This window comes from Deinococcus rhizophilus, assembly GCF_030271215.1.
In the GTDB taxonomy this organism is placed as follows: domain Bacteria; phylum Deinococcota; class Deinococci; order Deinococcales; family Deinococcaceae; genus Deinococcus; species Deinococcus rhizophilus.
In genome coordinates, this window is record NZ_JASNGB010000239.1 from 1 (window position 1) to 3,647 (window position 3,647).

The 3,647-nt window shown below is 63.7% G+C and carries 2 protein-coding genes; one reads left to right on the forward strand and one right to left on the reverse strand.

Annotated elements, in window-relative coordinates:
* Positions 1 to 373 precede the first annotated feature (373 nt).
* On the forward strand, positions 374 to 3,478 hold the full coding sequence (locus QOL99_RS15830; RefSeq protein WP_285525239.1) for a type ISP restriction/modification enzyme: 3,105 nt from the start codon (positions 374 to 376) through the stop codon (positions 3,476 to 3,478).
* A 21-nt stretch (positions 3,479 to 3,499) separates the two neighbouring features.
* On the opposite strand, the gene QOL99_RS15835 is transcribed toward QOL99_RS15830, so the two are convergent.
* Complete coding sequence (locus QOL99_RS15835; RefSeq protein WP_285525241.1) at positions 3,500 to 3,634, reverse strand: diguanylate cyclase domain-containing protein; 135 nt, start codon at positions 3,632 to 3,634, stop codon at positions 3,500 to 3,502.
* Positions 3,635 to 3,647: the final 13 nt, after the last annotated feature.

Here is a 3,647-nt window from a genome sequence, read left to right on the forward strand (position 1 = left end):
CGAAGTGCCTTGCCTCTCGGTCCGCTCCTGGGGGGTCAGTCCAGAGCTAAAACAAACGGCTGGCGCGTGTTTCTCCCTCCCCCCTTGCGGGGGAGGCTGGGAGGGGGGTGGGCGGCGAAGCCGCCCCAGCGCAGTTGCCAGCAAGATGCCCGGCCTGAACATTGAGGCCAGGATCAAAGATGAAAGACTTGTCTGCGCCACTCAGCTCCTTGTGGGGGACTCGTAGAGCTGCTTGCAGAGGGCCGGGGACTCGTAGAGCTGCGGAGCAGAGGGGGGTGGCGGGCGAAGCTCGCCCTCCTGCCCGGGGGCCGACCGGGGAGGCCAGCGCATCTGCGCCCGCGCCCCACCCCCCCCGCGCCCTATCCTGCCGGGCATGTCCTTGCAACTCGTCCGCAGGTTCCAGAAACGGCTCGAGGAGGCCGTGCAGTTCGGCGGCACGCGCAACGAGACGAGCGTGCGCGGCGCCTTTCAGGGCCTGCTGACCGAGTGGGCCGAGGCGCAGGGCGACCCCCTGCGGCTGGTGCCGGAAGTGGGCTACCGTCCGCCCGGCCAGAAGAACACGGTCTACCCCGACGGCACCCTCAAGGACGCCCTGCAACAGCCGCGCGGCTTCTGGGAGAGCAAGGACGAGGCCGACACGCTGGACGCCGAGATCGAGAAGAAGTTCGCCAGGGGGTACCCACGCGACAACATCCTCTTTGAAGACAGCCGCACCGCCGTCCTGATTCAGCACGGGGAGGAGGTCCAGCGCGTCAGCATGGACGATGCCGACGCGCTCGCGGGCCTGCTCACCACCTTTTTCGCCTTCGAGCCGCCGCAGGTCACCGAGTTCCGGCGGGCCATCGAGCAGTTCCGGGCTGAGATGCCGCACCTGCTGGGCGTGCTGCGGGAGGCCATTGCCGCCGCCGAGACGAACCCCGACTACGTGCGCGAGCGGGACGCCTTTGTCGAGCTGGGGCGCGAGGCCATCGACCCCGGGTTCCGGGCGAAGGACGCGGGCGAGATGCTGATTCAGCACATCCTGACCGGGGACCTCTTCCGCAGCGTGTTTGACAACGCGCAGTACCACGAGGACAACAACATCGCGCAGCAGCTCGGGCGGGTGGCCGACACCTTTTACACGGGCCAGATCCGGCGCGACGTGGACGGGCGCACCAGACGGTATTACGGCGCGATCAACGCCGCCGCCGCCCAGATTGCCGACCACCACGAGAAACAGCGCTTCCTGAAGGTGCTGTACGAGAACTTCTACCGCGCCTACAACCCCGCCGGGGCCGACCGCCTGGGCATCTTCTACACCCCCGGCGAGATCGTGCGCTTCATGGTGGGGGCCACCGACGCCCTGCTCGACCGCCATTTCGGCAAGGCGCTGGCCGACCCCGGCGTCGAGATTCTGGACCCCGCCACCGGCACGGGCACCTTTATCACCGAGCTGATCGACTACCTGCCCCGGGGCAAGCTGGAATACAAGTACGCCCACGACCTGCACTGCAACGAGCTGGCGCTGCTGCCCTACTACATCGCCAACCTGAATATCGAGGCCACCTACGCCCAGAAGATGGGCCACTACGCCGAGTTCAGGAACATCGTCCTCGTCGATACCCTCGACAACACGGGGTTTGGGGTCAGCAGCGCCCAGGAATCGCTGTTCGGCGGCGTCAGCGCCGAGAATCTGGAGCGGGTCAAGCGGCAGAACGCCCGCCCACTGCGCGTCATCATCGGCAACCCGCCGTACCGGGCGAATCAGGCCAACGAGAACGACAACAACAAGAACCGCGAATACGCGCAGATCGACCGCCGCATCAAGGAAACCTACGTCGCCGCCAGCCGCGCCCAGAAAACCAAGCTGTACGACATGTATTCCCGTTTTCTGCGCTGGGCCACCGACCGCCTCAAGGACGACGGCATCGTCGCCTTCGTCATGAACCGCAGTTTTATCGACAGCCGCACCTTTGACGGCTTTCGCAAGGTCGCCGCCGACGAATACACCCACATCTACGTCATCGACCTCGGCGGCGACGTGCGGGCCAATCCCAAACTCAGCGGCCCCAAACACAACGTCTTCGCCATTCAGACGGGCATCGCCATCGCCTTTCTGGTCAAGGCGACGCCCACCAGAAAGCGCCGCGCCGACGCCCCAGCGCAGCCCGCCGTGATCGAGTACGCCCGCCGCCCCGAGATGGACACCGCCCGCCAGAAGCTCGACTGGCTCGCCTCCACCCCATTCGGAGACGTGGACTTCGAGCGCATCCGCCCCGACGCCAAGCACAACTGGATCGGGCAGGCCGAGCATGGGTGGGAGGAGTTCCTGCCTGTGGCGGACAGAGACACGAAAGCGGCAAAGAGTCTGGGGCAGGAGCGGGCAATTTTCAAGCTGTACTCTCAAGGTGTTGTAACCGCGAGAGATGAATGGGTTTACGATATATCTGACCCCAGCCTAGCTGTTAAGGTTAAATATTTGATCGAAAGTTACAACAATGACGTTAAAAGAAACGTTGGAAAAATTGATGCTAAGCCTGATTTCTCCGCAGATGGGGTTATAAAATGGTCACGCGCTGTCAAAAATGATCTTGGGAAGGGTTTGAAATATAAGTATAAGCAGGAAAATGTACGCTCATCGCTTTATAGGCCATTCGAAAAATTGAGATTATACTTTAGTAAAAATCTCAACGAGGTTCAATACCAGATGCCGTCTGTATTTCCTAAAGATGACACGAAGAACACCATTATTTGCTTCTCTGGCACATCATCCGCTAAAGATTTTCAAACGTTGGCTTCTACGATTGTTCCATCATTTGACCTGCTAGAAAAAACTCAATGCCTCCCCCTTTACCGTTACTCAGGCGACGAGCGCATCGACAACATCACCGACTACGCTCTCAAAGCCTTCCAAACCCATTACGCCGACCCCCGCATCACCCGTGAGGACATCTTTCAGTACGTCTACGCCGTCCTCCACCACCCGGCGTACCGCGAGAAGTACGCGCTGAATCTGCGCCAGGAGTTCCCGCGTGTGCCCTTTTACCCGGAGTTCGGGCGCTGGGCAGCCTGGGGCCGCGAACTGATGGGGCTGCACGTGGGCTTCGAGACGGTGGACCCCTACCCGCTGGAGCGCGTGGACGTGCCGCCGAAAGGGGAGACGCCCGAGGCGCGGGCGCTGGCGGCGCGGGGACGGCTGAAGGTGGTGCGCGACGCGGCCAAGGTGCCGACCGGGGCGATAGAACTCGACGGCCTGACGACCCTGCGCGGGGTGCCGCCGGAGGCGTGGAGCTACCGCCTGGGCAACCGCTCGGCGCTGGAATGGGTGCTGGAGCGCCACAAGGAAACGGTGCCGAAAGACCCGACCATCCGCGAACGCTTTCACACCTACCGCTTTGCCGACCACAAGGAACGGGTGGTGGACCTGCTGGCCCGCGTGACGACCGTGAGTGTGGAGACGGCGCGGATTGTGGGCGAGATGCCGGGGGAGACGGTGTAGGGGGAGTGAGCGGGTGGGGGGTCAGGGCGTTTCGTCCACTTCAGCCCGGTTGCGGCCCGACTGCTTGGCGCGGTAGAGGGCCGCGTCCGCCCGTGCGAACAGCGCCGCGCCCGACTCGCCGGGGCGCAGGGTGGCGACGCCGAGGCTGACGGTCAGCGGCCCGCAGCCG